Raw genomic sequence first — 1,283 nt, 5'->3', positions numbered from 1 at the left:
CCCCCGCCGCGCCCGCCGCGCCTGGCGCCGCTTCGACGCGGCCGTGGCGCGTGCGCTCGCCCTGCCGCCCGGCGACGCGCGGGACCACGCGCTGCACGAGGCCCGCAAGGACGCGCGCCGCGCCCGGTACGCGAGCGAGGTCGCGGCGTCCGCCGTCGGCCGCGCCGCGCACCGGTCCGCACGTCGCGCGAAGGACGTCCAGTCCGCGCTCGGCGACCACCACGACGCGCGCGTGCGGCAGGCGTCCCTGCGCCGGATGGCGATGGAGGCCCACCTCGACGGCGAGAACGCCTTCACGCTGGGCCGCCTGCACGGGCTGGCGGAGGCGGCCGCGGACGTCGCCGAGCGGGACGCGCTGGACGCCGTCGCACGCGCGGGGCGCAAGCGCGGGTGGCTGCGCTGAGCGGCGGGGGGACGCGGCGCGGGGCCGCCCCCTTGCGCCGCCGCGGCCCCGGACGCCGCTCCGGGAGGCCGCTCCGCGGTGGCGCCCGTAGCGTGGGCGGCATGACGGAGCGCGCCGAGGTGGACCAGTTCTTCGACGAGTACGCGCGCGGGCTGCAGGCCCGTGACGCCGGCGCGGTGGCCGCTCTGTACGCGGTCCCCGCGCTCATCGCCTTCCCCGCGCAGTCGCTCGCGGTGGCCGACCGGTCGCAGACCGAGGCCTTCCTCACGAGCACGTGGGAGCACGGCGGTGGCGGCGACGACGTGTCGTCGGACGTGCGCGTCGTGGCGGAGACCGGCCACAGCGTGTGGGTCGACGTCACGTGGCGCTACGGCGACGACCGCACCGAGCGCTTCATGTACCAGCTCGTCGACGACGCCGGCACCTGGCGGATCGCCGTGCTGACGCCGCTCACCGACTGACCGCGGGCCGCAGGCGCGCGCGCCCGGCGGGCCTGGTGCCGCCGGCGGCCGCCACGCTAGGGTCGGCGCCAACACGCCCCCGGGGAGCGCAGGAGCGCTGAGAGTGCCGGCCGGACGCCCGTCGTCCCACCGGCTGACCCGTGGAACCTGATCTGGTCAGCACCAGCGTAGGGAGCAGGGCTCGTGCCGCGGCGACCGCGGCGCGCCTCCGTCCCGTCGCGCGCCCCCGCGGCTGCGCGCCGGGGCGGGGCGCGCACGGGTGCCGGGGCGCGTCGCGTCCTCGTGCCCCGGCTGCGTCCTCACCCGGGGGCCCGACCCCGGGAGGACCCGTGACCCGCACGACCGCCAGCCCGCCGCCCGCGACGGCCGCGCACCACCCGACGGGCGCCGACGCGGCGACCCCCGCGACGACGGCGTCC

The 1,283-nt window shown here is 79.9% G+C and carries 2 protein-coding genes; both read left to right on the top strand.

What is annotated here, in order from left to right:
- Positions 1-403: CHAD domain-containing protein (locus tag AB6N23_RS18410; RefSeq protein ID WP_412867400.1), on the top strand; the 403-nt coding region annotated here is incomplete at its 5' end.
- A 101-nt stretch (positions 404-504) separates the two neighbouring features.
- Entirely contained in the window at positions 505-864 is a 360-nt protein-coding gene (locus AB6N23_RS18405) for a DUF6841 family protein (protein ID WP_412867399.1), read from the top strand.
- Positions 865-1,283 lie beyond the last annotated feature (419 nt).

The organism is Cellulomonas pasadenensis (genome assembly GCF_047229365.1).
GTDB lineage: Bacteria > Actinomycetota > Actinomycetes > Actinomycetales > Cellulomonadaceae > Cellulomonas.
The sequence above is the reverse complement of the archived record's forward strand: the minus strand, read 5'-3'. Positions and strand labels throughout refer to the sequence as shown.